Annotated in this window: 30 protein-coding genes; 11 read left to right on the top strand and 19 right to left on the bottom strand. The window is 36.2% G+C overall.

The window, feature by feature from the left end; all coding sequences use genetic code 11:
- Positions 1-185 precede the first annotated feature (185 nt).
- The 4 genes from OL233_RS09610 to OL233_RS09595 form a co-directional block, all read right to left on the bottom strand.
- On the bottom strand, positions 186-554 hold the full coding sequence (locus OL233_RS09610; RefSeq protein ID WP_275472098.1) for a hypothetical protein: 369 nt from the start codon (positions 552-554) through the stop codon (positions 186-188).
- Between the two features lie 75 nt (positions 555-629).
- On the bottom strand, positions 630-998 hold the full coding sequence (locus OL233_RS09605; RefSeq protein ID WP_275472097.1) for a CvfD/Ygs/GSP13 family RNA-binding post-transcriptional regulator: 369 nt from the start codon (positions 996-998) through the stop codon (positions 630-632).
- Between the two features lie 105 nt (positions 999-1,103).
- A complete protein-coding gene (locus tag OL233_RS09600; protein ID WP_275472101.1) occupies positions 1,104-1,967 on the bottom strand; it encodes an ROK family protein in 864 nt (287 codons plus the stop codon).
- Positions 1,968-1,996: 29 nt separating this feature from the next.
- On the bottom strand, positions 1,997-2,581 hold the full coding sequence (locus tag OL233_RS09595) for a peptidylprolyl isomerase (protein WP_275472096.1): 585 nt from the start codon (positions 2,579-2,581) through the stop codon (positions 1,997-1,999).
- 159 nt (positions 2,582-2,740) lie between these two features.
- Here OL233_RS09595 and OL233_RS09590 point away from each other — a divergent pair, with 159 nt between their 5' ends.
- A complete protein-coding gene (locus OL233_RS09590) occupies positions 2,741-3,757 on the top strand; it encodes an NAD(P)/FAD-dependent oxidoreductase (RefSeq protein WP_275472100.1) in 1,017 nt (338 codons plus the stop codon).
- Positions 3,758-3,835: 78 nt separating this feature from the next.
- The gene (locus tag OL233_RS09585) at positions 3,836-4,330 is read left to right on the top strand and encodes a phosphatidylglycerophosphatase A family protein (RefSeq protein WP_275472095.1); all 495 of its coding nucleotides are present in this window, start codon (positions 3,836-3,838) and stop codon (positions 4,328-4,330) included.
- Between the two features lie 37 nt (positions 4,331-4,367).
- Here OL233_RS09585 and OL233_RS09580 read toward each other — a convergent pair whose 3' ends face one another.
- The 6 genes from OL233_RS09580 to OL233_RS09555 form a co-directional block, all read right to left on the bottom strand.
- The gene (locus OL233_RS09580) at positions 4,368-5,003 is read right to left on the bottom strand and encodes a TIGR01906 family membrane protein (protein WP_275472094.1); all 636 of its coding nucleotides are present in this window, start codon (positions 5,001-5,003) and stop codon (positions 4,368-4,370) included.
- On the bottom strand, positions 5,003-5,773 hold the full coding sequence (locus OL233_RS09575; RefSeq protein WP_275472093.1) for a TIGR01457 family HAD-type hydrolase: 771 nt from the start codon (positions 5,771-5,773) through the stop codon (positions 5,003-5,005). Before OL233_RS09575 ends, OL233_RS09580 begins: the two co-directional genes overlap by 1 nt.
- 15 nt (positions 5,774-5,788) lie before the next feature.
- A complete protein-coding gene (locus tag OL233_RS09570) occupies positions 5,789-6,472 on the bottom strand; it encodes a YutD family protein (protein WP_275472092.1) in 684 nt (227 codons plus the stop codon).
- A gap of 46 nt (positions 6,473-6,518) precedes the next feature.
- Positions 6,519-7,901 (bottom strand): bifunctional metallophosphatase/5'-nucleotidase, encoded by a 1,383-nt coding sequence (locus tag OL233_RS09565; protein ID WP_275472091.1) that lies wholly within the window; start codon positions 7,899-7,901, stop codon positions 6,519-6,521.
- A 92-nt stretch (positions 7,902-7,993) separates the two neighbouring features.
- Positions 7,994-8,740: a tyrosine-protein phosphatase gene (locus tag OL233_RS09560; protein ID WP_275472090.1), complete on the bottom strand. Its 747-nt coding sequence runs from the start codon at positions 8,738-8,740 to the stop codon at positions 7,994-7,996.
- Positions 8,741-8,770: 30 nt separating this feature from the next.
- Positions 8,771-9,466: an MgtC/SapB family protein gene (locus OL233_RS09555; protein WP_275472089.1), complete on the bottom strand. Its 696-nt coding sequence runs from the start codon at positions 9,464-9,466 to the stop codon at positions 8,771-8,773.
- Between the two features lie 459 nt (positions 9,467-9,925).
- On the opposite strand from OL233_RS09555, the gene queG reads away from it, so the two are divergent.
- The gene (gene queG, locus OL233_RS09550; protein WP_275472088.1) at positions 9,926-11,074 is read left to right on the top strand and encodes a tRNA epoxyqueuosine(34) reductase QueG; all 1,149 of its coding nucleotides are present in this window, start codon (positions 9,926-9,928) and stop codon (positions 11,072-11,074) included.
- Positions 11,075-11,105: 31 nt separating this feature from the next.
- On the opposite strand, the gene OL233_RS09545 is transcribed toward queG, so the two are convergent.
- Both OL233_RS09545 and OL233_RS09540 read right to left on the bottom strand, forming a co-directional pair.
- The gene (locus tag OL233_RS09545) at positions 11,106-11,888 is read right to left on the bottom strand and encodes a sulfite exporter TauE/SafE family protein (protein WP_275472087.1); all 783 of its coding nucleotides are present in this window, start codon (positions 11,886-11,888) and stop codon (positions 11,106-11,108) included.
- A gap of 24 nt (positions 11,889-11,912) precedes the next feature.
- Positions 11,913-12,518, bottom strand: coding sequence for a DUF5052 family protein (locus OL233_RS09540; protein WP_275472086.1), 606 nt, complete (start codon positions 12,516-12,518; stop codon positions 11,913-11,915).
- A 134-nt stretch (positions 12,519-12,652) separates the two neighbouring features.
- On the opposite strand from OL233_RS09540, the gene OL233_RS09535 reads away from it, so the two are divergent.
- Together OL233_RS09535 and OL233_RS09530 are read left to right on the top strand one after the other, a co-directional pair.
- On the top strand, positions 12,653-13,408 hold the full coding sequence (locus OL233_RS09535; protein ID WP_275472085.1) for a MerR family transcriptional regulator: 756 nt from the start codon (positions 12,653-12,655) through the stop codon (positions 13,406-13,408).
- A gap of 71 nt (positions 13,409-13,479) precedes the next feature.
- Complete coding sequence (locus tag OL233_RS09530) at positions 13,480-14,115, top strand: MBL fold metallo-hydrolase (protein ID WP_275472084.1); 636 nt, start codon at positions 13,480-13,482, stop codon at positions 14,113-14,115.
- 15 nt (positions 14,116-14,130) lie between these two features.
- Here the strand turns inward: OL233_RS09530 and OL233_RS09525 are convergent, their stop codons facing one another.
- The 7 genes from OL233_RS09525 to OL233_RS09495 form a co-directional block, all read right to left on the bottom strand.
- Positions 14,131-15,486: an APC family permease gene (locus OL233_RS09525; RefSeq protein ID WP_275472083.1), complete on the bottom strand. Its 1,356-nt coding sequence runs from the start codon at positions 15,484-15,486 to the stop codon at positions 14,131-14,133.
- Positions 15,487-15,653: 167 nt separating this feature from the next.
- Positions 15,654-16,703, bottom strand: coding sequence for a Gfo/Idh/MocA family oxidoreductase (locus OL233_RS09520; RefSeq protein ID WP_275472082.1), 1,050 nt, complete (start codon positions 16,701-16,703; stop codon positions 15,654-15,656).
- A gap of 36 nt (positions 16,704-16,739) precedes the next feature.
- The gene (locus tag OL233_RS09515) at positions 16,740-17,708 is read right to left on the bottom strand and encodes a sugar phosphate isomerase/epimerase family protein (RefSeq protein WP_275472081.1); all 969 of its coding nucleotides are present in this window, start codon (positions 17,706-17,708) and stop codon (positions 16,740-16,742) included.
- A gap of 23 nt (positions 17,709-17,731) precedes the next feature.
- Positions 17,732-18,451: a ThuA domain-containing protein gene (locus OL233_RS09510; protein ID WP_275472080.1), complete on the bottom strand. Its 720-nt coding sequence runs from the start codon at positions 18,449-18,451 to the stop codon at positions 17,732-17,734.
- Between the two features lie 5 nt (positions 18,452-18,456).
- Positions 18,457-19,221 (bottom strand): sugar phosphate isomerase/epimerase family protein, encoded by a 765-nt coding sequence (locus OL233_RS09505; RefSeq protein ID WP_275472079.1) that lies wholly within the window; start codon positions 19,219-19,221, stop codon positions 18,457-18,459.
- A gap of 1 nt (position 19,222) precedes the next feature.
- Positions 19,223-20,302, bottom strand: coding sequence for a Gfo/Idh/MocA family protein (locus OL233_RS09500; protein WP_275472078.1), 1,080 nt, complete (start codon positions 20,300-20,302; stop codon positions 19,223-19,225).
- Between the two features lie 79 nt (positions 20,303-20,381).
- Positions 20,382-21,260 carry an AraC family transcriptional regulator gene (locus tag OL233_RS09495; RefSeq protein WP_275472077.1) on the bottom strand — a complete coding sequence of 293 codons (879 nt, stop codon included), beginning with the start codon at positions 21,258-21,260 and terminating at the stop codon, positions 20,382-20,384.
- A gap of 132 nt (positions 21,261-21,392) precedes the next feature.
- On the opposite strand from OL233_RS09495, the gene OL233_RS09490 reads away from it, so the two are divergent.
- The 6 genes from OL233_RS09490 (at position 21,393) to OL233_RS09465 (ending at position 26,910) form a co-directional block, all read left to right on the top strand.
- Entirely contained in the window at positions 21,393-22,208 is an 816-nt protein-coding gene (locus tag OL233_RS09490; protein ID WP_275472076.1) for an AraC family transcriptional regulator, read from the top strand.
- Positions 22,209-22,327: 119 nt separating this feature from the next.
- Positions 22,328-23,176 (top strand): sugar phosphate isomerase/epimerase family protein, encoded by an 849-nt coding sequence (locus OL233_RS09485; protein WP_275472075.1) that lies wholly within the window; start codon positions 22,328-22,330, stop codon positions 23,174-23,176.
- Between the two features lie 30 nt (positions 23,177-23,206).
- Complete coding sequence (locus tag OL233_RS09480; protein ID WP_275472074.1) at positions 23,207-24,277, top strand: Gfo/Idh/MocA family protein; 1,071 nt, start codon at positions 23,207-23,209, stop codon at positions 24,275-24,277.
- Positions 24,278-24,280: 3 nt separating this feature from the next.
- The gene (locus OL233_RS09475) at positions 24,281-25,150 is read left to right on the top strand and encodes a sugar phosphate isomerase/epimerase family protein (RefSeq protein ID WP_275472073.1); all 870 of its coding nucleotides are present in this window, start codon (positions 24,281-24,283) and stop codon (positions 25,148-25,150) included.
- 160 nt (positions 25,151-25,310) lie between these two features.
- Complete coding sequence (locus tag OL233_RS09470) at positions 25,311-26,147, top strand: undecaprenyl-diphosphate phosphatase (RefSeq protein ID WP_275472072.1); 837 nt, start codon at positions 25,311-25,313, stop codon at positions 26,145-26,147.
- 118 nt (positions 26,148-26,265) lie between these two features.
- Complete coding sequence (locus tag OL233_RS09465; RefSeq protein WP_275472071.1) at positions 26,266-26,910, top strand: pentapeptide repeat-containing protein; 645 nt, start codon at positions 26,266-26,268, stop codon at positions 26,908-26,910.
- Positions 26,911-26,915 lie beyond the last annotated feature (5 nt).

Raw genomic sequence — 26,915 nt, 5'->3', positions numbered from 1 at the left:
GTCTACGTTGTGTCATTGTCGCCTTAGCAACTTAATCATAATATCATGATTAGTTGATGTCGTCAACTACTTTTTGAAAAAAGTTTTTTTCGTTTGTGCTACATGTCGTAACAACGTTTATTAATATAACATGTTATATTAATAAACGCAACCATTGATTAAAAATAACTTAAAGTTATTTTTAATCAAAATAGAGGTACACCAGAAATATTAAATCTCGCTAAAACATCCCTCATAACCTTTGGGCTTTCCCAAGCAAAGTCATCTTGAATTGTTTCGGCGTGTGATTCATGTTTTTCTGACATTTCAAAAACAAATAATGGCATTTTTTTATCATCAATTGTTATATTAGTTAGTTCTACTAAATCAATCAAATTAACATCAAGTAATGCGTTTAATTTCAACTCTTGCAAAATAGTCGCTAAACTTGTTATTTCTTCATTCATTTCAGTTGTTACAAAATCAAAAGTTTGACTTTCTTTCTTAACTAAAAATTTTTTATTACCGTCCTCAGTATTTAAAATCACTGTTCCTGCAACTAATTGGCAACTCAAAATATCCACCTCTATTTTCAAATAAGATTCAGTATTCTAAAAATATGATAGCACATTTTCAAGAAAATAACACAATTATTTTCCTGTAAGTTCTTTCATGTTTTCATTGATCCAATTAGGAAGCATCTCTTCAATACTTTGAAACCCTATTTTCTTACGTTTATTTGTAAAATATTTTTTGTATTTCGCTTGATTTTGGCTAGCATAAGGCTCTAGAGCTCTCATTGACAAGCTAATTTTTTTTGAATAATCATCAATATCAATAATTTTCACTTTAATTTTATCTCCAGTAGTCAATACATCACCTATATTCTTTATAAAACCATGTTTTACTTCGGAAATATGTATTAATCCTTGAGTCGTTTTATCTAAAGAAACAAACGCTCCGTATGTTTGTACACCTGTTACTGTTCCTTCTAATTCCATACCAATCTTATATTCCATATCAAGTTACCACCCTTCTATGTTTTAATCGCGTATCCTATTATACGTTATATCATTTAAAAGTGAAATGAAAAAGAAACCTCTTAAGTATAAGAGGTTTCTTTTTTAAATTTCTTCCATTGCTAACAGTAAACACCCTGTAATTCCTGCATTATCACCTAATGCACACGGGACAATGTAGTCCTCCAATTCGGGTGTTGCGACATACCCATTCACTTGTTTTGTGTATGATTCTCTCATTAGTGGGAATAGCTGCTGTTGTTTCATTACACCACCACCGAAGATAATCATCTCTGGGGATAAGACTAGCGTGTAATTCATTATAGCTTGCGCTAAATAATACGCTTCAATCTCCCAAGCTTTATGTGTTGGTTCTAATTCATGACCTTTAACACCATAACGTTTTTCTAAAGACGGGCCTGCAGCCACACCTTCTAAGCAATCTTTATGGAACGGACATGTCCCTTCATACGTATCTTCTGGATGACGTTTAACTATGATATGCCCTACTTCTGGATGACCATAACCATTGATAATTTTCCCGTCAATTACAACGCCACCACCAATGCCTGTTCCAACCGTTAAATAAAGGCAGCTATCTTTGCCTACAGCAGCACCTTTTTTCAATTCGCCGTATGCAGCAGCATTGACGTCTGTTGTCCAAGCAACCGGGATATCGTAACGTTCTTTAAGTGCTCCTAAGAAATTATAGTTAGTCCAACCTTTTTTAGGGGTTGTCGTAACATAACCGTATGTTTTAGATTTTTTATTGACATCAATCGGACCAAATGATCCTACACCAATCGATACAACATCATGTTTATCAAAGAAAGCAAATACCTCTGCCATTGTTTCTTCCGGCACAGTCGTCGGAATACTTACTCTTTCAAGTATATTTAATTCTTTATCGCTGACCGCACAAACAAATTTTGTGCCACCTGCTTCGATTGCTCCAAATAACATAGAAATCCTCCTTAACACATTAAAGTTTAGATTTTTTATTCTGTTACTTCTACTGATTCAATAACTACATCGTATAATGGTTTATCTTGTGGTCCACGTTGAACTCCGGCAATATCATCAACTACTGACATCCCTTCCATGATATGACCAAAAACTGTATGACGGTGATCCAAATGAGGCGTACCACCTTTAGCGTATTCATTAATGATTTCTTCTGGGAAACCAGCGTCTTTCATTTGACCTAACATATTTTTAGGCATATTTTGGTTTTGAACGATAAAGAATTGACTCCCGTTTGTATTAGGACCAGCATTGGCCATTGATAACGCACCACGTAAGTTGAATACGTCTCTTGAAAATTCATCTTCAAAACTTGAGCCGTAAATACTTTCACCACCCATACCTGTTCCTGTTGGGTCGCCTCCTTGAATCATGAAATCAGGGATAACACGGTGGAAAATAACACCATCGTAATAACCTTGTTTTGCTAAACCGACAAAATTTGCCACTGTCTTAGGGGCTATTTCGTCAAATAATTTAAACGTCATATCACCTCTGTTAGTTTTTAATGTCACAACAGTACCTTTTGTGTTTTCTAAATCTAATTGTGGAAATGTCATAATCTCTATACCTCCTAGTTTTTTATACTCATCCATCATACCGAATTTAATCCTTTTTTTCTATCACTTTCTCTTAGTAAATCAAATTTGTGTTGTAATTCCTATAATTATTTTATACTGATTACTAGTAACACATATGTTCTAACGAATGGAGGAATAATTATGTCTCAACATGAGATTTTTGATATAACAATTATAGGGGGTGGTCCCGCTGGACTTTACGCCGCTTTTTATGCTGGCATGAGGCAAGCTAAAACCAAACTAATCGAGAGTTTACCCGAATTAGGTGGTCAACTCAATCTACTTTATCCAGATAAGGAAATTTACGATATTCCAGGGTACCCTACTATTAAAGCCAAGGATTTAATTGCTAACCTTACCAAACAGATGTCATCTTTCGATCACACTGTGTGTTTAAATGAGGAGGTCACCGAACTGCACCCTCAAGCAGATGGTACATTAAAACTCATTTCAGAAAAAGGAGAGCATTATACTAAAAGTGTCATTATCACTGCAGGAAATGGGGCCTTTCAGCCACGTAAATTACAAGTAGATTACCCTACTTCTTTAGAAGAAAAATCAATTCACTACTTCATCCCTAATGCTCAGACATTTAAAGATAAAGATATTATACTCTGTGGAGGTGGTGATTCGGCCGTAGATTGGGCCTTAATGCTAGAACCTATTGCAAAATCGGTGACTCTAGTCCACCGACGTCCTGCATTCAGAGCTCATGAACATAGCCTACAACAACTTGAAGAGTCCAACGTTGTTATCAAAACACCTTACGTTATTAGCGACTGCACTACTAGAGACAATATAACTCTTGAGTCCATTACCATTACAAATCCCAAAACTGCTGAAGAAGAACCCCTACTAGCCGACCATCTTATCGTTAGCTATGGTTTTGTTTCACATTTAGGCGGTATGAATGATTGGAATCTTGACCTTGCCCGTCAATCCATCAAGGTTAACAGTGATATGTCGACTAACATTCCAGGCGTTTATGCTGCTGGTGATATTTGTTCTTATGATGGCAAAGTTAAATTAATCGCTACAGGATTTGGAGAAGCACCAACAGCTGTTAATAACGCGCTACATTATATCGAACCTACTATTCGTACTCAACCTGCCCATAGCACAAGTGTTTTTGCCGATGGTAAATTAACACCCTAGTAGTTTTTTTCTTGCAAATAACTTACAAAACACGTACTATTACTATGAAAAACGTAGGTTAGAAAGAAGGTCTTAGAAATGAGTGTAGATAAAAACTTATTAGAACAAACATCATTAGATTTATTAGAACAGCGTGGCGTTACCATCTCTGATATTGGAGAATTGGTCCTCTTTTTACAAAAAGACTATGTTCCTGGCTTAACATTAGAAGACTGCAACGAAAATGTTCGTGCTGTTTTAAAAAAACGTGAAGTCCAAAATACAATTGTGACAGGAATTCAACTGGATATCTTAGCGGAAGAAGGAAAACTACTTAGCCCTCTGCAAGAAATTTTAAGTGAAGACAAAGGACTGTATGGTATTGATGAAATCATGGCCCTCTCTATCGTGAACGTCTATGGTTCAATCGGCTTTACTAATTATGGCTATATCGATAAAGTGAAACCTGGCATTTTAGAAAAACTAAACATCCATGATGGTCAAAATGTTCATACGTTCTTAGATGATATCGTTGGTGCTATTGCTGCTGCCGCGGCAAGTCGTATTGCTCACGCTGTTGAGGACGACAAATAATCGTAAATAAAAAAACAGACTCCACTGAGTCTGTTTTTTATTTACGATTAAATTGACGACGACCAACTACAATTCCAATAATAAAGATCACTTCAAGCAAAGTAAAACCTAAAACAAAACAGTGCATGAAGTACTCTTGTGGCAAGACATTAATAATTGGATCTGTTCGTGGATCGAATAACCACGCATCATTATCAAAAAATAACTGATGAAACCCAACAAAAAATTGATTGAAACCAACTAACATTAAGAATCCCATTATAACAGGAACCATCGCACCAACCTGGAAAGGTCTCACTAATTGCCACAAACGAGATTCTTTGGCTAGTGCATATAAAAAAGCTAATGCTGGTATAACTGTCACAAAAAGCACACCATAATTAAGCATAAATAACTTTTTCACTTCATAAAAGTGAAGCGCACCTGATTCCGATACCGGGAAATCAGATAAGACTAATGCACTTCGCCATGGGAGATTTAAATAACCCATCAATTCACGATAATTTTTTAATAGATCACCCTTCGATAAATCAACGTAATCTAATAGTTGGAGATGAGTCACTTCCCATACATACAGTGGATAAGCATTTATCGTCAGCGTAATAACCAATGTAATTATAAATAGAAACAAGCAAATCCAACCGATTGCTGTTGACAGCCTTGTCTTCGTCATTAGACTTCCCACTCATCCAAGCTATCTATTATATGAGTTGGTGCGATAGATAGGTTAGCGACATCTTCTTTTTGAGTAAATCCTGTTAAAACAAGCAGGCTATCGATTCCGTTATTAATACCGGACTTAATATCCGTTTCATAATTATCCCCTACCATCACGACCTCATCTCTAGCAAAACCCATTTTAGAGACAGCTGCGTCCATAATCACGGCCTCTGGTTTCCCCATAATAACAGGTTTTACTCGTGTTGCCGTTTCTAGTAATGCTAATAAGCTCCCTGCACCAGGAACTAATCCACGTTCCGTTGGGATATTTTTATCAGGATTAGTTCCAATAAAGTGTGCTCCTTTTTGAATAGCTAACGTTGCTGTTGCTAATTTTTCATAGGTAACCTGACTGTCTAAACCAACAACCACATAATCAGGATTTTCTTCATCGACCACATAACCAGCTTCTTCGATAGCTGAAATAAGACCTGCTTCACCAATGACAAAAACGCTATTTCCCTTGCCACAAGTATTCATATAATCTACGGTCGCTAAAGAGGCCGTATAGATTGTAGACTCTGGCACAACAATCCCGAATTCATTTTCTAATCGATCACGTACAACCGCTGGTTGCTTAGTCGTATTATTCGTTACAAATAAATATGGAATGTCTTTCGCTTGAAGTCTTTCAACAAATCGTTTGCCTGCTGGAATAGGTTCTTTTCCTAAATAAATCGTCCCATCCAAATCAATTAAGTAACCTTTATATGCTTTTGTCATACTTACACCTCTAACTTATTCACTTTTTTGTCTAATTGTAAAATTGCGTTTTTCCGGAACACTTGCCGGTTTAACTTGCTTTGATTGAGGAGCATCCTTGCCACCTGTTCTCTTAGGCTCATAAGGACGCTTATTTTTAATGGGTGTTTTAGGCTTTCCTTTTTTGTCAAAAGTATCTGCCTTACCGCGTTTTTCTTGAATATGAGCGCCTTGTTGTTTTGGCTTATTGCGTTTGTTGTTACGTTTATTACGATTACTACGATTATTCTCTTGTACAGGATGTACACCTAATCGTTCAAGAATAAAATACGCACATCCGAAATTACAGTACTCATACAAATAATCTTGTAGTGAGCCGATACGCTGTTCAACGGGCATTTTTTTCTGACTATTGGCAAAAAAACCTTTTAAACGTAATTGTTCAAATCCCATATCACCCACGATAAATTCATAACGATTTAAAACATCACTATATCTATCATTAAACAACTCAATATCAAAACTTTCTCTGTAATTCTTAACGAGACGATAACGGCATTCATCCACCATAATATCACCATCTGGTAACATTACTGCACGGGCTTTTTTCTCTTTTGGTTTAGGCGCAGCATCCTCTTCTATTGACTCCACTTCTTGAGTCGTTTGTTCCAACTCGCTGTCTACACTTTTTTCAGTTTGTTCTTTTATTTCTTCTGCCATTCGTTTCACCACCTAATTTTTTAATCTCTTTCATTATATCCCTTTTTTATTCTATTGAATAGTGGGTCTGTAAATACTGCCCTAGAACTTGTCTTAAAAAGGCTGGGAATAAAAAGTCTATTTTTCCCTTTGCTAGTAATACTGGAAAATACTTAATAAATACTAAGTGGTCAACAGTTGTAAAGGTATAATCTCTCTTCGGGTCTACCTTTTGTCCTAACCATAAAAATTGCTTTTCCTCATTCTTCGTAATACCTGAATATATAATCTCACCAAATACTTTTCCTCGAAAGCCCATTCCAACAATAGGATGCTCTTTTAATTTGGAACGTTGCTCTTCAATACTTGTTAAAAATTTAAGCAAGTCTTTTCCTTTTAAGGTTACACGAACTAAATGTATGGGATGCGGTAAACATCTATGGAGCATTAAAGCATTAACTTCTCCTTTACCTAGTGCCCCCAAAAATAATCCTGTATTAAGTAAAGCGACCTCCGTACCCGCTTCTTCTTTTAAAGCCTCTAGACAAACAGAACCTAACGTTTCATAGTCCTTATTTGGATCAGTTAAATTAAGCGGTTCAGTTAAGTCAGCTAATCGCGTCTCAGATAATAGTATTTCACCTTTTTGCCAGTACTCGCTTATTTCAAACTCATCAGATTCTATTTCAGGTAAAGTCGAGATAGGTATCGCTAGTGTTTCTTTAGCTATCACTTGCTTATCCTTAATCTGAAGACGCGTTTCTCCGATGTATCTACCGAATTTTCCCGCTCCGGTTAGTAATGTCTCCCCTATAGTTTCACCATTTTCTAATAAATGATGTGTATGAGCACCTAATATAACCGAAATCTCAGGATAATGCTTAGCTATCTCACGATCTGTTGGTAAACCTAAATGAGACAATAGAATAATAACATCTACTTGTGGGGTTAATTCATTAAGCAAAGGTGGCAAACTCTCTGCCACTGTTAAAATATCCCAACCACTTGGATTATAAGTCAGCGGATAAGGTGCCGTTAACCCGATAAAACCTAATTTAGTCCCTTCTTTACTTTCTATAATCTCATATGGTTTCGCCCAGTCTGGCTGTTTCCCTGTTTTTATATCTTTTACATTTCCTAAAACAACAGTAAATTCTGCTTTATCATACAGATGATTTAAATCTTTTTGACTATTTCCGATTCCTTCATTATTCCCGATTGTTGCAAGATCGTAATTAGCTTGATTCATCAACATTGTGTTTGCTTGCCCATTTGTCGCTTCTGTTAGCGGATGAACACGGTCTGAAAAATCACCTAAATCAATACTAATCGTTGTATGTCCTTCATTTTCAGACAGTTGTTGCTGTTGATTAAAATAACGTCTTATCTTAGGCCAATTTTCAAAATGCGAATGTAAGTCATTCGTATTAATCAGTCTTATTTCTTCCATTTAACACAACTTCTTTCTTAACATTTCTACTCCGCTTCTATCTTACCTTAAAAGAAAAAGACTCTCCATTATTTAGGAAAGTCTTTTTATAGTTACTTTAAATAAAGTTGCTTCAATTTAGCAATAACAGAAGGTTCTACACCTAAACCGTTATAGACATAGTCTTCTAACGAACCATAATTTTCAGTAATCGCATCACGAGCCACTTCTAAATATGATAAGTCGACAGTCATCATCACTAAGATTTCTTCTAATTGTTCTTCTGTCATTCCTTTTGCTCTTAACTCTGCAACAATTTGAGCATTGGCTTCACGTCTTTGTTCATTTGTTTTTAAATAATCACGCTTTATCTCATCTTCAGACACACCCAACACGCCCAAAACAAGTGCGGCCCCTAAGCCTGTTCTGTCTTTCCCTGCAAAACAATGGAAAATAATCGGTTCATCGTCTTTTACGATTGTCTCTAAAAATTCTTTATAACCATGACGACCAGATTCTGTTGTAATCATATCATAATAAATTTTTTCCATTTGTTCTTTAGAGGACTCTTTCACTGCTACTAAATCGTCAAAACTTGCTGTATTTCCTTTTGAATCACGCATAATATCTATATTGACATAAGAAACCCCTGGTATACTATCATCTGGACGTTCTGACACTTCTTGCTCGCCTCTAAAATCAATAATCGTTTTAATCCCGTATGTATCCGTAAATTCTTTTTTATCTGCTTCAGAGAGTTTTACAATCTCACCACTTCTAAATAATTTACCTGTCACTACTTCTTTTCCATCTTGCGTCTTAATTCCACCAATATCTCTAAAATTAACTAATGTTTTCATTGTATCACCCTCTGCTTTCGTTCCCTTTAACTATAAATCAACTAGTCTAACTTTCATAACATTTGGATTGAGAGACAAATCCTCAATCAAGTCTGCGTAGTTTTTCCCACGAGGTAACTCGATTGTGTAAACATTTGTGTAAATCTTACGACCATCTTCTGAGTTTTCCACATCAAAGTTAACATCCCTTACCTTAATTTCATTAAACATAAAATATTCTGAGATAAATTCTTTTGCCTCGATTCGGTGAATGTACTTAATTTCTAGCTTTTTCATTGGCACTACAACTAAAATTTTATTCAATAATGATAAGGTCATTTGAATAGTAATAAATCCTGCGATAGCGATTGGGTATAATCCAAGTCCTGCAGCAATCCCTAAACAAGCAACTGCCCAAAGCGAAGCTGCAGTTGTCAGCCCTAAAACGGAACGTTTGGTCACAATAATCGTTCCTGCACCTAAAAAACCAATACCACTAACAACTTGTGCCACCAATCTAGCTGGATCAACCTTGATAATACTCATCAAATCTGGATTATCTATCGCAAACTGAATCGAATTGGCGGATAATTGTTCTTGAATCAAAGCTATTAATGTCGCCCCTACGCAAACTAAAATATGTGTCCGCATACCTGCAGGACGATTTTTAAACTCCCTGTCAAACCCAATGGCTCCTGCCATAGCTATTGCTAGTAACAAACGTTGAATGATTTCGATTGGCTCCATCTCACCGCTCCCCCTCACTGCTTTCTTGTTACTTTTATTTTATCATGCCTTTTTTAATACACCTAGTAATTCGATGTTTACCCGTAAAATTGACGAAAGCCACCCAATGTACCCCTGGGTGGCTTTCTAACTAAAAATAAATATTTATAAGGTTTTGTTCCATAAACTAGTTGAATTAAACAGCTCTATTGTTTCTCATTTAAACGACACAACCCCTACCATCTGTTGCATCCTTGCAGCCCTCTAGCTGCGCCAGTGTGAATAAACTTCCTAAAAATCAATTGCGTTAATGCTTCATACTTATTTTTAATACATACGTATTGTAACACACTATCAGTTGTTTTCAAAATCGGTCTCTAGTCTGAGGTTTTAACACGACTGATTTAAACTGTTTTTTAGCTTGCATCTCACCGTATTCATTGCTACTATCATCTTACTGAAAATAAATGAGGTGGGAACATGTATACCCAATTAAAAAACGATATTATCCAAGCCAGTAAGGATATTGGTATTGATAAAATAGGCTTTGCGACAGCTGAACCTTTTACACATTTAAAAGAAAGTTTAGAAGAACAAAAAGCAGCGGGACACACGACTGGGTTTGAACATCCTAATATAGATGAACGCCTTAACCTTGATTTAATCTTCGATACTCCCCGTTCGATTATTTCGATTGCACTTGCTTACCCTACTAAACTTACAAAAAAATCGACATCAGTTCCTGGAGAACGAAGAGGAAGTTTTGCACGAGCCTCATGGGGAACGGATTATCACGATATTTTAAAAGACCGCTTAAACAAACTTATTGAAGTTATTCAAGAGAAAGCAACAACTAATGATGAGATCACCTTTAAACCTATGGTAGATACTGGCGAATTAATTGATGTTGCAGTAGCCCAACGCGCCGGCCTTGGTTTTATCGGGAAAAATGGCTTACTCATCACCGAAGAATACGGCTCTTATGTTTACTTAGGTGAAATCATTACGAATATTCCCTTTGAACCCGACACACCTATCGAATCAAAATGTGGGGACTGTACAAAATGCATCGAGCTCTGCCCAACAACAGCTTTACTAGGCGATGGTCGCATGAATGGTAAAAAGTGTCTCTCTTATCAAACTCAAACTAAAGATATGATGCCTTTAGAGTATCGTTCTAAAATAAGAACTATTATATATGGCTGTGATATCTGCCAACAAGTTTGCCCTTATAATAAAGGAAAAGATTTCCACTTACACGACGAGATGGAACCCGATCCAGATATTGTCAACCCTCTGCTCGTCCCTCTTTTAACGATCTCTAATCGAGACTTCAAAGAAACTTTTGGTCCCCTTGCAGGGTCATGGCGTGGTAAGAAACCGATTCAACGAAATGCCATTATCGCATTAGCCAATGCGCGACAAAAATCTGCCTTACCACATCTCTTAGAACTCATCGAAAAAGACCCTAGACCGGTTATTAGAGGAACCGCCGTTTGGGCTTCTGGAGAATTAGCACCCAAAGATCCTAGTGAGTTGATTACTTTTTTAACCGATTTTAAAGAAAAAGAAACTGAGCCAGAAGTTTTAATTGAACTTAACTATGTTTTAGAAAAATTAAATAGCTAGTAAAAAAGCCAGAGCAAATGCTCTGGCTTTTTTACACTATCAACATCACACCGTTAACTACGTTAATAACAATAACTAGGACTACGACAGCAACAAATATTTTTGAGACTTTTTCATCTGATACTTTCCCACTAAAGTACCCTCCTAGATAGCCCCCTATAATTGCTGCCGGAATAATAGCAAATAAAAGTGTTAAATCAAAGGCGCTATAACCTGTACTCGTTCCAATCTCCACTAACTTAGCCAACTGAGAAAAGAAGATGGTTACAATAGAATAAATCGTGGCCTCTTTCATAGTTAAACTGAAACAAAAAATCAGTAATGACACGTTAATTGGACCCCCACCTATTCCTAATAACGTCGAAAAACCACCTAGAAATAACCCAATAGCAAAGTAAGCAACTAAACTTGTGATGTTATTGGTTTTGGTACTTTTTAAAGTATAAACTAACACTAAAATAAGAGATAACACGGTTAAAACGATTTGTAAAAGTTGGACTTCTTTCTGGTCACCAAAATATGTTAACAAAGAGGTGAACAACTTATTTCCTAATACACCACCAAAAACCGAACCTATCGAAATTGAAATAGCTTTTGACCACTCTATTTTAAACCCATTTTTTAATTGTTTGTAAGTAGATGCAATCGACATTGTAAAAACAGCCACACATGAATAAAAGGTGATGGCTGCCAGTGGATGAAAAGCAAAGGCATCCATTACTGGTTTAATGATGACCCCGCCGCCCATTCCAGATATAGCGCCTACGGTATTCGCTAAAACAATTATAAAAAAATAAATAACATAAACTGACATACAGTCACCTCTTATCCTCCATGTTTATTCTAACAATTCAGTATCATAAATAGTATAATCACAACGGTAAATAAATAAGTAATGATTATCAATCATAATACCTGTACTTTTAGGTACGTCTGTTTGATAAATTGAAACTTTATTCCCTGCATAAGTTGCTAACGGGTACCCTAACTGACTTCTAATTAAAACGACTTTCTTTTTACCTGTAAATGAATTTTTAAACTCATCAACCATTTTATTCACAATTGGAACAGAACGATCCATATTTTTCAAATCGTGCTTTTGTGCATAATCAACAAAGACATCATTCAGCCCTTTTTCAGCTACAATCATCGATGAGCCTACATGATGTAATTCATGCCTCCCCACGCTAACACGTAAAACCGATGAATCCGCACTTTCTTCATCTGAATCAAATTCACGATCCCGTTCTATCATCACAGATTTACCCGAAATTTTATCTATAATTTGACTATCATCATCAAATGTTCTAATTGTCATATCTAATCCTTTAAAACTTTGTTCAAAATCTTTCCACCACATTCTAACATTCTGACACCCACTTAACGTTACAACCGATATCACCATAATTAATAATCCTAGCGTTATTTTTTTATTCTTTTTCATCTGCTCATCTCCTCCACTTGATGTCCTAGTTACAGTTTACCCTCTTTTATTTAATATGAGAAATAATATCCTTTTTAGCTTGACCTTCACCTAACGTCACCCTTTATACTAAGGTTAGAAAGGATGTGGCGCCAATGACTTTCACTATTAAACAATTAGCAACATTAGGAGGCGTAACCTCACGAACACTCAGACATTATGACGAACTAGACTTATTAAACCCTTCTTTTATTAATGACTCGGGATACCGAATTTATACCCAAAAAGAGGTTGACCGCTTGCAAACTATTTTATTTTACCGTGAATTAGATTTTTCATTAGAACAAATAAAAAACATGCTTGAAAAAGAAACCAATCAAGTGACATTACTAGAACAACAACGGCTAGCACTTGTAGAAAAACGAAATCGTTTAACCCATCTCATTGCAACACTAGACCAAACAATTGCTTCAAAAAAAGGAGACTTACCTATGACGAATGAAGAAAAATTTCAACACTTTAAAGACTCACATTTGCAACATAATGAATCAACTTATGGCGAAGAAATCCGTCAAAAATACGGCACGGAAGCTGTTGAACAAGCAAATTCGATTTTTAAAAATCGAACACAAGACGATTACGAGAACTGGATGGCTCTTGAGCAAGACTTACTTGGAAAATTAACTCACCATTTAAAACTGTCTATCCCCTCTGCAGAAACCGAAATAATCTACACCCTTCACAAAAAATGGCTAACACTAAGCTGGGGTGATTATTCTAAAGCCAAACACCACGGACTTGGTCAAATGTATCTTATGACACCTGAATTTACCGACTACTATGACTCACGATGCGGAATAGGTGCGACAAAATTTTTAGTGGATACTATTGCGTTCTATACACAAGGTTAAACACTATTTTTTGTCAGATGCTTCTTAATTGAGTATACTTATAGTGAACTTATTTTGAGAGGAGTTTTACCATGATTGAGATTAAATCATTTGTTACCTCTGGTGCGCCAGAAGAAAATTGTTATTTTATTTATAACGACGAGTCTATGCTTATCGTCGACCCTGGAAACGATGGAGATAAAATTCAAGCTATCGTGACTGAATTAGGACGCAAACCTGTTGCGATTTTACTAACACATACACATTACGATCACATTGGAGCCGTTGAAGAGATTCGTAACGTCTATAACATTCCTGTTTACGTTAGCCCGCTAGAACAAGCATGGTTAAGTGATCCTATGCTTAACTTATCTGGTATGTTACGCCACAACGATATGCCAGATCTTATCTTAACCCCTGCTGAGCATGAATTCGAAATGAAAGATTACACTCTTGGCGGTATGACATTTAAAGTTGTCCCAACACCAGGTCACTCTATTGGAAGTGTTAGTTTCATCTTCCCTGAATCTGAATTTGTTGTAACAGGAGATGCTCTATTTGCTGGTAGTATTGGTCGCTCTGACTTACATACAGGTAATATGGATCAATTGTTAACAAGCATCCGTACTCACTTATTCACATTACCTGATCACTACAAAGCTTATCCAGGACACGGTCCGTCTACAACAATCGGTCATGAAAAAGCTACAAATCCATTTTTTAATTAAATAAAAAACGTTCTCTTATGAAAGAGAACGTTTTTTTGTTGTTGCATAATAGTAATACCCATAAGCACACACTAAGAAACAAATCACAATGAAAATTGAAACGTAAACTGGGTTAGATACAATTCCACCTACAACAATAATCGCACTACCAAGAATACCTAAAACTGGAGCGATTAATCCTTTAAAGGTACTCTTAATCTCACCACTTAATTTCATCTTAATAATTTTTACATATAAAATGGGGTAGCAAATGTAACTAAAGACAATCGCGATTTCACTTATGTCGCCTCCTGCCATAATTCCCATCTTTTGAGTTAAATAATGCATCAACATCCAAAAAAGGGCACAGCCTAATGACAATCTGAACGAGCGTGGTGTCATCGTTTTTAATTTATTTGTTCCTAAAATCTTATCCGCATTCGGCATCATTTGTTTACTTGCAAGAGCATGAGGCATTCTTAAATTCCCCATTGCCAAACCATTTGTCACACCTAGTACAGAAATCACAACAAACAATGTTATAATCGTTCCACCATGAGCCCCAAATAATAATTGACCAATGCTATAAATAGCTTGATCTCCGGCTGCTAATACATATTCTGGTCCTAAAATCCCAGTTAAACCGATAAAGTAAGATAAGTAAACAACTAAAACAATTAGCGGGCCTATTGTTAAGGCTAATGGCATTGTTTTCTTAGGATTCTTCACTTCATTCGTAATACTTGTAGCAACTGACCACCCATCATAAGAAAAAGCGACTGGTGCAAGTGCTGCAAGCCATCCCATCCCAACGTTTGTTAAGGGTACTTTTGTCATTGTCGCTGGAATTTCTGGTGTATCTTTTGTCCAAAATAATCCGATCAGGGCAATTCCAATTAACGGAACCAGCTTAACGTATGTTGAAATAATTTGAAAATAACCACCTAAGCGGTTTGATACATAATTTAAAAAATAAAAGAAGAGTAAATACCCTAATCCTATTAAAATTTGTAATTCTAAACTTCCTTCAATTCCTAATACCATTAGGGTATAAATTCCTGCTGCCCATGCTACGACAACATTAATAGTTGGATAATATAATAACATCTGGAACCAGCCAAATGCACTGGCCATCTCAGTTGAAATAAACTCTTCAAAATAGCCAACGACACCACCACTTTTTTCAGTTCTTACTGATAGCTCTGTTAGACTAATACTTCCAAAAATAATACTGAATGCTCCAATACATAATACTAAAATTCCTAATGGAACACTGCCACCCGTAAATCGGAGGATGTCGTCTCCTTTAAAGAAAATACCCGACCCAATACAAATTCCAACAATCATTGTTATGGCGGTCATTAAACCAAATTGTTGCTCTTTTTTTTCCATGCGCATCATCCTTTTGTCAAAAATATAGTGGCAAAACTTATAATGATTGATTATAGCATATTTTTTCTGAAAATAATTCTCTTTTTTTAATGAATTTCTAATGTACAGAAAATGACAATTAAAAAAAAAAGAAACGTAATGTTAGACATTACGTTCCCTTTTCTATACTAATAAGTAATCGTCTTACCTGTCTCAGCCGATTCAAAAATTCTTTCAATTAAGACTAGCACTTCTCGTACTTCACTATTTTTAACTACAGGTTCAGCATCTTGTCTCACGACATTAAAGAAATTATCATAGTATGACTCATATTCAGCTTCAACTACAGGTAAAGAACGGCGTTCTGTCATTTCTTCAGATGGTGGCGCCATTGTTTTTGTTAAACCTTGACCTGCTTGAATAGGTGTTGGCTCATGTTTAACATCTGTTTCTCTTTGTAAAACTAATTCTCCTGATAAATCCCAGTCATGTATTACCCCTGTTCCTTTATATCCTTTAACATACCAACGTGGTAATTTTATAAAGTTACTCGTCTCCACTTCGATATGGGCACGAACACCATTTTCAAAAATAATGTAACTCATAAATCCATCATCACAGTCATCGCCTAATACAAAACTCATATCTGAATAAACGGTCTTAATTGGACTCTTGATCATGAACAAGAGTTGATCTAATAAATGTACGCCCCAGTCTAGTAACATACCACCACCGTGTGCTTTCAGATGACGCCAGTCTCCTGGAATCCCATTAGCCCCGTGTACACGTGATTCAATTTGGAATAATTCGCCAATTGTTTCTTTATTATATAGATCACGGATGATTAAGAAATCAGAATCCCAACGACGATTTTGATGTGTCATAAAGACTTTGCCCGTCTCTTCTGATACTTTTACAACATCATCAAAATCTGATACAGACATCATTACCGGTTTCTCACAAACAACATGCTTTCCTGCTTTAAGTGACTCAATCGCTATTTCTTTATGTGAATCATTTGGCGTTGCAATTAAAACTGCTTCAACTTCTTTGTCAGATAGCACTTCTTCAAGTGTCTGATACACTTTAAAGTCTTCCTCCTGCCCAGCTTCACGGCGTTCTTCTTTAATATCATAAATGCCATGTACCTCTACATGATTATTTTCTCTAATTAAATGACGGGCATGATGCCCACCCATTCCTCCAAAACCAACCACGGCAAATTTAATTTTACTCATCTATTATTCCCTCCAATATTGTTCTAATGTGACAACTTACGCCCACCACATATCGCCTGGTAAGTCCTTGATCATAATGCTCTTCAAATTGGTTACTGCTCTGCCAAAGCCCTCATCAATTGACATTATTGGGTCTTCATGTTCAATACTTAAAACATAATCATACCCATAGGTTCTTAATGCACTAATGATGTCTGACCATTCTTGCAAGCTATGCCCACATCCTACAGATCTAAATGTCCAAGCTCTCGTTTGAACATTGCCGTATGGCTGCATATCAGTTAAACCATACATATTAATATTATCTTGGTCCAAATACGTATCTTTAGCATGGAAATGGTGAATCGCTCCTGCTTTACCTAGTATTTTAATAGCACCTACTGGATCAATTCCTTGCCACCACAAGTGAGATGGGTCTAAGTTACAACCTATTGCCGGGCCTGTTTCTTCACGTAGTTTTAACATTGTATACGGGGTATGGCACAGAAAACCACCGTGTAATTCGATTCCTATTTTGACATTAGCGTCTTCTGCTATGGTGTTAATTTCTTTCCAATAAGGAATCAATCGATTTTCCCACTGCCATTCATAACTGTCATTATACTCAGTCGGCCATGGTAAAACTGGCCAATTAACTGCTGTATCTGTCTCATTCCCACCACTTACACCTGAAAAACAATTCACAACAGGAACTGACATTAACGACGCAAGCTTGATCGTTTTTCGTAGTAACTCATCCGCTTCCTTTGCTACCTCAGGATCTGGAGAGATGGTATTATGATGACAACTAAAGGCACTAATTGTTAGCCCTTTGTCTCTTAATTTCGTTTGATACTCTTCTCTAGCTATCTCACTTTCCAAAAGCTCGTCAATATTACAATGAGCATTTCCAGGGGAGCCACCTGTTCCAATTTCAACGGTGCTAAGCCCCGAAGCCGATACTTTATCTATCATTTCTTCAAAAGATAAGTTATTAAATAATGGTGTAAATACGCCTAGTTTCATTATTTTTCCTCTTTTCTTTGTTTTTATTTTTTTTGAATTGGTACGACCGGTTGATGATGACCATACGTAGGATAAGTGTTAGCTGTTGGATTAGCCCAACGTACACTATTTTTAATCACGCGTTGGATATCTTTATGGTAGTAAGTTGGATACGTTTCATGTCCCGGTTGGAAATAAAATATCTTTCCATTTCCACGTCGGTATGTACAGCCCCCTCTAAATACTTCGCCTCCCTCATACCAATTAATAAAGATTAATTCTTCAGGTGCAGGAATATCAAAGTGCTCACCATACATCTCTTCTTTTTCCAATTTAATACACTCGCCTAATCCTTCAGCAATCGGATGACTTGGATCCACCGTCCAAATATGACAACGCTCATCCGCTTCACGCCATTTCAAATCACAAGTTGTCCCCATTAATTTAATAAAAATCTTCGACATATGCCCTGAATGAAGCACTATTAACCCCATTCCTTGAAGAACGCGTTCGTGAACACGATTAACAATTTCATCACTAACATCTTGATGTGCTTTATGTCCCCACCAAATCAAAACATCTGTATTTTCTAAAACCTCTACAGTTAGTCCATGCTCTGGTTCATCAAGAGTGGCTGTATGAACGGTAAACTCATCTTTTAAAAAACTTTTTAATTGCTCATGAATGCCTTCTGGGTAAACCGAACGAACCTCGTCACTTTCTTTTTCATGGCGGTATTCATTCCAAACTGTGACATTTATCATTATCTCTACACCTCTTTCAAAATAGTTCTTAGTACTTTTTGATTATATGCTGCACTTTCCATTGGCAATAACTCTTGAAATGCTTCTTGCTCTATCACTAACCACCTTAACTGATTGTCCGCACCAAATTTAGCATAATCTTTTAAAGGAAGAATTCCTTTTCCTAATTCGGTACTTTCAAAATCATTTTCCAGTTTAATAGCATCTTTAATGTGTAGACAATCGATATATTTTTTATAATTTTCTAACCATTCTAAAGTATCTTCTCCAGCAAAATTCACCCAGTAAGTATCTACCTCTAGCTTCATTTTAGGTACTGATTTTAGCATCTCTTCCAATGCTGAAAAGTTAGTTATTTCAGTAAATTCATGCGAGTGATTATGATAACTTAATAACATACCAGCTGATTCAATAACCGGTTGGATTTCATTAAAGAATGCAAAATTTTCTTCCCATTTGTCTTTACTTCCACTTTCAATCCAAGGGATGATAATTGTGTTATTTCCTATTTTTTTCTCAAATTCAATTGTTCCAGCTAAATCTTCCTTCAGTTTACCTGCTGCAATATGAGAACCAGACACTTTAAGTCCTAATTTATCTAAATGCTCTTTAATTACATCTGCATCCAGACCGTAATAGCCAGCAAACTCAACACCATCATAGCCGAACTCTTTAACTTTTGTGAGTGTTCCTAAAAAATCTTCCTCACACGCTTCTTGCACACTCCACAATTGTAAACTAATCATTGGCTCCATCTTAATCGACCTCACTCTATTTATTTAAGAAAACAGGTTCTCCTAGTTTTGATGATTCATACATGGCTTCTAAAATTTCAGTTACGACCAAAGCTTGTGCCGGCTTAACAACTGGCTCTGTGTCCGTCAAAATAGCATTAATCCACGAACGAGCTTCATTAACCGCTGGATCTTGGCTAGCACCTTCAAAGAAAGCGACACCTGCTGCCTCTAAATCAATTTTTTTCTCATATAATAGTCCTCTATCTTCACCATTAATAACTAGCCCATTTTTCATAGTAGCGCCTGCCTTCGTTCCTGATAACGTTGTGACAGCTTCGCTTACATCTGTTGTATTTAATGCCCAACTCGCTTCTAGATAGATTGTTGCACCATTTTCCATGGTAACAAAACCAAAAGCTGAATCTTCAACAGTAAATTTTTTAGGATCCCACGGGCCCCATGCATTTGCTGCATTTTCGGTGTCAGCAAGTTTTCGGTAAGTATTGCCCACGACATATTTTGGCTTATAATTATCCATCATCCACAACGTTAAATCTAAAGCATGTGTTCCAATATCAATCAACGGTCCACCGCCTTGTGCCTCTTCATCTAAAAATACTCCCCAAGTCGGAACAGCACGTCGACGTATCGCATGAGCTTTTCCAATATAGATGTCACCCAAATCATCTTCTTCACAGGCTTGTTTTAGATAAGTTGAATCAGTTCTAAAACGATTTTGATACCCGATTGTTAACTTCATACCTGTACGTTCAGAAGCTGCAATCATTTGACGTGCTTCTTCTGATGTCTTAGCCATTGGTTTTTCACACATAACATGTTTTCCTGCTTCCATTGCCGCAATTGATATCTCTGCATGAGAACTGTTCGGTGTACACACATGGATAACGTCAACTGAATTATCTTTTAATAACTCACGATAATCCTCATATGATTTAGCGCTTTCATTTCCGTATTCTTTAACAGCCTGCTCTGCTCGGTCAATAATACTATCACAAAATGCAACCATTTCTATTTCTTTTACTTGTTTAAGCGCGGGCATATGTTTCCCATTTGCAATCCCACCACAACCGATAATTCCAACTTTTAATGTCATAAAAAAATCCCTCCAACTCGTTTTTGTATACCTTTACTATACAAAACGAATGGAGAGATTTCTTCCCAAGAGTTATTATTTAATTCCCAGATATTGACTTTTGATACTTTAATGGTGACATTCCAACATTTTCTTTAAAGACATGATGAAAAGTTTTCACACTATTAAATCCAGACTTCTCAGCTACTTCTACCATTGGTAGGTCTTCTGTACCTAGTATTGATTTAGCAATTGTTAGGCGATATTCCGTTAAAAATCCTACAAAAGTTGTTCCTGTGTTCTTTTTGAAAAAGCGTGTAAAATAATGGGGACTAAACCCAATGTGTCTAGCCACTTCCTCTAATGTCACCCCAGTATTATAATGGTCCTCAATATAAGCAAAAATTTTGTCCATTCGTTCAAGTGTTTCTTTATTTTTCATGGAATCATCTGTTAGTGCCTTTTTCATTGGCTCCATCTTTTTAGGAACTTTTCTGGCAAATAATGCTACCAGGTCATAAAGATAGCGTTGGATTTGAAAAAGATAGCCCATCTCTTTTTCTAAAACTTCATCATGTAAATTTGCTAAACACTCACTCACTTCTTGCTCCACATACTTAGGCCAATTTCGACTAAAATTCTCACGCGTATTAAAAATATCTTTTAAGCTTTCCTGTTTCGTTTTTAATGGATCTTGCTCAAAAAATAATTTTGTATCAAACTGATAAACCAATCGTTCACTGCCTGGTGCCGCTAGTATATAATGTGTTTGACCACTCGTAAAAAAATAAATTTCTCCTTCATCTACTTGCACCAAATCATCATGTACACCTATTTGAATAGATCCTTTAATCACATAAATAAACTCTACCTCTTTATGCCAATGGGGGTATACCAAGGCTAACCCATAATCATTAAAACTTCTAAACGGAAACTCATTATCTAAATCAGGAATTTCTAAAAATTTACTGACACTCATTCTGTTCACCTTCTATCTTAAACTAAGTCACTAAAAAAGATTGTGACCACATTCTATCTGTCTTATAATGTAAGGGGTATCATACGTGATTGCAAGTTTTATTTCGTTGAATTTTAGTAAGGAGCCAAGCATATGACCTCTATTTTATATGAAACACATCTTTGTCCAGACCCAGATTTACCTTTGCTTTTACATTCTTGTTTCATTGACAGTGAAGTTTTACCTCATTGGCATACAAATATCGAGCTACTACTCATCCAAACAGGCCAATTACTTGTTACGATTAACGATCAAGAAATTACAGCTGAACCAGGTGATATCATCATTATCGACTCAAATTGCCTTCACAGCATGAAAACCTTAACTCCACACTCAACCTATCGGTGTTTAATCATTGAGCATACTTTTATTGCAAAATTTGGACTAGATTATACTCACTACCATTTTAAAAATAAAACCACTCATGTGGAAATAAGCTCACTCTATAAAAATATGATGAAAGAATTTGATACTAAATCAGACTTTCATAAGGCTATTTTACAAGGAATGAGTCTACAAATGATTGGTCTTCTTCATCGATATCTAGCAGCTGAAATGGTTACAAACATAAAAAGCGGTAATACTAAAATCGATATAGCCAAAGCTGGTATTGATTACATCGCGACTCATTATCATGAACCTATTCTAATTGATAATATATGCAACCATGTAGGTGTAAGCAAGTTTCATTTTTGTCGAGTGTTTAAAGAAGTCACTAACCTTACTGTAAATGAATTTATCACTCATTTTCGTTGCACTCGGGCGCAACTTCTCTTGAGCCAGCCTAATGCAGTCGTTTCCGACTGTGCCATTGCTTGCGGCTTCAACGATGCTTCTTACTTTTCAAAAACTTATCGTAAACACTTTGGTTACCTTCCTTCAGAAGAGTTAAAAAAAGACAGCTATTAATAGCTGTCTTTTTTTAATATAGCAAGATTTTACCATTACTTAGCAATATCTCATCTATCTCTCTGGATTGAAAACGTATACAATACAATCATAAACTAATCCCTTAGGAGGAATAATACATGTATAAATTTCCAATTGGCGTCATGCTAGAATCATTTAGAACAGACTACGAGGTGGCGCTTGAACAAGCAGTTCGTGTTGGCGCACAAGGTATCCAAGTTCATGCCTTTAATGGTGAACTTTCTGCTCGTAACCTTTCAAACGACAAAGCAAAACTTTTCTTATCACAAGTAAAAGATGCTGGATTAGACATTTCTGGATTAGTAGCAGATTTGATGTTACATGACAAAACACGCTACCCACAAATTATGGACGAATCAAAACGTGTTATGGATTTAGCGATGGAACTTGGTACTAATATTGTCACAACTCATATTGGCGTAATTCCTGCTGACCAAAACCATGATCGTTTTAAACTAATGCAAGAAGCTTGTTTTGAATTAGCAGAATATGCAAACACAATGGATGCTCACTACGCTATTGAAACAGGACCTGAAATTGCAACAACTTTAAAAGGATTTTTAGACCCTCTTCCAGGAACAGGTTTTGCTGTTAACTTAGACCCTGCTAACTTTGTCATGGTAACGGGTGATAACCCAGTTGAAGCTGTCTACACATTAAAAGACTATATCGTTCACACACATGCAAAAGATGGACGTAAAAACTTTGACATTGATCCTGAAGTTTTATATGGCATGCACGGAACTGTTGAAGAAGAAATCCAAAATGCGAAAGCATTTGTCGAGCTTCCATTAGGTCAAGGAGATGTTGATTTTGATGCCTACTTAAAAGCTCTAGATGATATTAATTATAAAGGTTACTTAACCATTGAACGTGAAGTTGGTGACAATCCAGAAGCTGATATTTTAGCAGCTGTTAACTTCTTAAAACAAAAAACAAATCAATAATATACCTACCTATAGAAAAGAGGACTGACTATGTCAAACAAAATTAAAATCGGAATTATCGGTGTGGGTTCTATCTCACACGAACATATTCAAGCTTATAAAAAAATGCCTAACGTTGAATTGGTAGCCTTTTGTGATATCAATCCTGATCAACTACAAAAAATGGCTGAACAATATGGTGTCAAAGAAACATTCACAACAAAAGAAGAAATGTTGGAAAAAGCTGACATCGATGCGGTAAGTGTTTGTACTTGGAATGCGGCACATGCTGAGTGTGCGATTGCCGCATTAAACGCTGGTAAACATGTCTTATGCGAAAAACCTATGGCTACTTCAGTTGAAGAAGGAAAAGCTATGAAGGAAGCAGCTGATAAAAATGGAAAACTTTTAATGATTGGCTTTGTACGCCGCTTCGGAAATGATGCTCGTATTATCACAGATTTCCGTGATAATGACTTTTTCGGTGATATGTATTACGGAAAAGCAACGTATCTACGCCGTAATGGAAACCCTGGTGGTTGGTTTGGCGATAAATCACGCTCTGGAGGTGGCCCACTTATTGATTTAGGCGTTCACGTTATCGACCTATTAAACTATTTAATGGGTCAACCAAAACCTATTTCTGTCTACGGAGCAACTTTTCAAAAATTATTTGACCGTCCAACTATTAAAGACTCCGTTGACTATTCATCTTCAACTGCCAATGAAAAAAACATTTGTGACGTTGAAGATTTAGCAAGTGCTATGATTCGTTTTGATAACGGTGCTGTTATCTCAATAGAAGCAAGTTTTAGCTTAAACTTAAAACAGGATGAAGGAACAATCGAAATGTTTGGGACAAAAGGTGGTGCTCGTCTAAACCCGTCTCTAGAACTTTATACGGATATGAATGGTTATATGACTGATATCCAATTAAAAACACCTACCGCTTTAGATATGAACGGTTTATTCTATAATGAAATTAAACACTTTGTCGATTGTGTTGCAAATGGTATCGACTGCTTAACGCCTGCAGAAGATGGTGTCACAATCATGCGTATTCTAGATGCGATTTATGAATCAGCAGAAACAGGACATGAAGTCCTAATCAAGGAGGATTAATCAATGACAATTATTGCAGCCAGTACTTATAGTTTTAACCAACTCATCTCAAAAGGTGAAGTTTCACAATTAGAAACCATCTCTCTCGCTAAAGAAATGGGCTTTGATGCCATTGAAATCGTTGACTTAATCCATGATGATTCAATCTCTGACCGTGACTATGCAAAAGAATTAAAAAAAGAAATGGATCGCTTGAATTTCCCTATTACAAACTTTACATTCGGTGCTGACTTTTTAAACGGTTCAGACGGTGATTTCAATGCTGAAGTTGCTCGTGTTAAAAATATGATCGATATCGCTGAAATATTGGGAGCTAAAAGCGTTCGGCATGATGCAACATCTGGAAAAATAGGTCTCTCATTTGATCAAGCTCTTCCTTATATTGTAGAAGGTTGTTTAGAAGTTACTGAATACGCTGCTAAAAAAGGGATTATGACAATGGTAGAAAATCATGGTTTCTTCTCACAAGATAGCACACGTGTTGAACAACTTTACTCAATGGTTAACCATTCTAACTTTAAATTATTAGTAGACATGGGGAATTTCTTATGTGTAGATGAAGATCCTTTAGAAGCTGTTAGCCGTGTGGCACCATATGCTGGCTATGCCCATGCAAAAGACTTTCACATTAAACCGGGGTCAGATGCTTTTCCAGGTGAGGGATTCTTTGGTACTCGTGGTGGAAATTACCTTCGCGGTGCTATTACAGGACATGGTAACGTGCCTGTAGAACAATGCTTAGTCATATTACGTAATGCTGGCTACAAAGGTCCCCTTGCCATTGAATTTGAAGGGATTGAAGATAACCATTACGGATTAAAAATTTCATTAGCAAACTTACGTCGCTATTGTCAAAAAGTTTTCGGCGACTAACATTTAATAAAAAGGCAAAAGAGAGGCTAGTTTGCTCTCTTTTGCCTTTTTATATTCTTTCAGAAAATATTAAGTTACTAAAATATTATTGGTTTTTATTCGATTAATCGGTATACTAATTGAGGTATATTATAAATATTGAATCGGAAGGACTGACAAGATGGATTGGTTTAATCTATTTAAAGCTGTAATTTTAGGAATAGTCGAAGGGATTACCGAATGGCTACCTATTAGTAGTACTGGACATTTAATTTTAGTAGATGAATTTCTACACTTAAATGCTTCAGCAGATTTCAAAGAGATGTTTAACGTGGTTGTACAATTAGGCGCTATCATTGCCGTTATTATTATTTACTTCAACCGCTTGAACCCTCTTTCATTTAAGAAAACAAAAACTGAGCGTAATGAAATTTGGACGCTATGGTGGAAAGTATTAATTGCGTGTGTTCCTGCTATTATTATCGGTTTACCTTTAGATGATTGGTTTGAAGAAAATTTCCATAAATTCTTACCAATTGCCTTAATGTTAATTATCTACGGTATCTTATTTATTGTTGTAGAGAACTGGAACAAGACACGTACTGCAAAAATTACTGACTTCTCACAGTTCACCTACAAACATGCTGTGATTATTGGTATTTTCCAAGTTCTTGCTCTTATGCCTGGGACGTCACGTTCAGGTGCTACTATCATTGGTGCAATGTTAATCGGCTGCTCACGTTTTGTTGCCGCAGAATTTTCATTCTTCCTAAGCATCCCCGTTATGGTTGGTGCAAGTGGCTTAAAACTTGTTAAATATTTTGTTAAAGGAAATACATTCAGCTTTGATGAAGGAATGATTTTACTTGTCGGCTGTGTGGTCGCATTTGTTGTTTCATTATTTGCTATTCGCTTCTTATTACAATTTATTAAAACAAATGACTTCAAACCTTTCGGATGGTATCGTATCATCCTTGGTATTATCTTAATCGGCTATTGGTTCTTCCAAATGGCTTAACATAAAAAAACAGATTAGCGCAATCGCTAATCTGTTTTTTTGTTTTGAGATGCTTTTATTCCACTGACGGTGTAGGATGTAAGTAACAAGTCTTATAAAAGGGAGTGTAAGATAAAATATGTTAACAGCTTCTACTAAATACTATATAAATGAAAACTGGTCGCATAACGATTTTAGTGGCTACGATTTCACAGGTTACACCTTCATTAATATAGATTTTAATCATACAAATTTAACTGACACGATTTTTGACAGCTCACTTTGTAAAGATTGCACCTTCAACAATGCCAACTTTACTAGAAGTTCTTTAATAGGTGCTGACTTACGTGGTTCTAATTTTGATCATGCTAATTTAAGTGGCGCTAATTTTTATTGCTCTCAATTAGAGAATGCTAACTTAACGGATGCTATTACATCTGATGATACGAGTTATTTCCATCAAAAATGTCCCAAAACTGGGCCATTTCTGGGATTTAAGAATTGTTACGGAGAGCGTATCGTGCAACTTCTGATTCCTGCAGACGCTATGAGGTCATCTGCAACAAACGATACTTGTCGTTGTTCAAAAGCAAAAGTCCTCTCAATCAAGAGTCCCGATTTAAAAATCTCATATAAAGAAGCTACTTCCTATGTAGACGATGCCTTTATTTATCGAGTCGGTACTTATGTAACTGTATCTAATTTTAATACTAACCGTTGGGTAGATTCTACTACAGGTATTCATTTCTTTATGACACGCGACGAAGCGATTTCTTATATGTAGACAAC

Source organism: Vagococcus proximus (assembly GCF_029143285.1).
Lineage (GTDB): Bacteria > Bacillota > Bacilli > Lactobacillales > Vagococcaceae > Vagococcus_D > Vagococcus_D proximus.
Note: the sequence above shows the minus strand (reverse complement) of the source record. Positions and strands in the feature narration are given on the sequence as shown.